Here is a 1128-nt window from a genome sequence, read left to right as displayed (position 1 = left end):
TTGCCTTTCGAGGAGTCGATGATTGGTCGGCTGAATTCCCTGGAAAAGTTTGCAAGTGAGGAATTTCAGAAATTAAAAGAAAGTAACAAAAGCCTCCGTGAATCACTAGATCACCAGATGATCAGTGACATGGCTGCACTTAAGACCGAGCTCAGCGCCTTAAAATCACGCGTAGCAGAGCAAGGCCAAGAGATAGAGGAGCTGAGAAAGCAGCTGGAAGGAAAGGGCAGCGGTGCTCCTGCACACTCAGGAGGCCAGAAGAGACCAGCTTCCTCGGCCGAGTGTGCTCCTGAACGGAAGCAGAGACGGTCCGAAGAGCTGGACGAGATCCTGGAGCCATTCTGGCCAGAGAGATCAGATGCACGGGAGAGGCTGACTGAAAGGCAGCAGGCCTTCTTCAACTATATGATGGACGTGCTCCTGATATTTCTGTCAGATCGGAGAAACCTGGAGACGAACGCGACGACGGTCCTCAACGAAGGGGTTTCCAGGGGCGTCTGGGAGGAGGACTGGACTCCCCTGGACGAGATCCTGGAGCCATTCTGGCCAGAGAGATCCGATGCCAGAGAGAGGCTGACTGAAAGGCAGCAGGCCTTCTTCAACTATATGATGGACGTGGGGGATTCCAGGGACGTCTGGGAGGACTGGAGTCATCAGGCCTCTTTTTCTAGGAGTGGAACGACAGAGTGCCAGAGGCAGACGGAGTCACTGTAACGCTGTCCAAAGGAGTTTGTTCATATCCGGCCAGAATATTTAAAGGCCCAAGCTCCAGATAGAGACGACAAGGACCGGTTCTTCCTCGGGGCTTCAGGTGTCCCTCTTAGCAACCCAACAGCCGATGTGCAAAGGCTTCACTTCTCCCACCAATGCATGTCGGCAGGTATGTCATGAGGCTCCAGGAGAGAGGTGTGCTGCCACCAGAGCCACAGGGGGGTCTGACGGTTGATGCCCCCAGCTCATCCTACGGTCAGGGCCTCACGTTGTGCACCAGAGGGCAGCAAAGACTTTCATGTGACGCATGAGCGCTCGTCTCTGACTTTATGCATTTGCAGTGATATTTTACTTAAAATCTGACAACTGTAGAAACGGTCTAAAGCCATCAGGTGCTTAAGGTTTTTTCCAGATCAG

General features: G+C 53.1%; 1 protein-coding gene. It reads left to right on the top strand.

Annotated elements, in window-relative coordinates:
- Nucleotides 1-714, top strand: a 714-nt coding sequence (locus tag DK870_RS29055) for a hypothetical protein (RefSeq protein WP_161550417.1), incomplete at its 5' end; no start/stop codon positions are given.
- Nucleotides 715-1128 lie beyond the last annotated feature (414 nt).

The sequence above is a fragment of the Pseudomonas sp. Q1 genome, from assembly GCF_009935975.1.
Classification (GTDB): Bacteria; Pseudomonadota; Gammaproteobacteria; order Pseudomonadales; family Pseudomonadaceae; genus Aquipseudomonas; species Aquipseudomonas palleroniana.
This window is presented reverse-complemented; position numbering and strand designations above follow the sequence as displayed.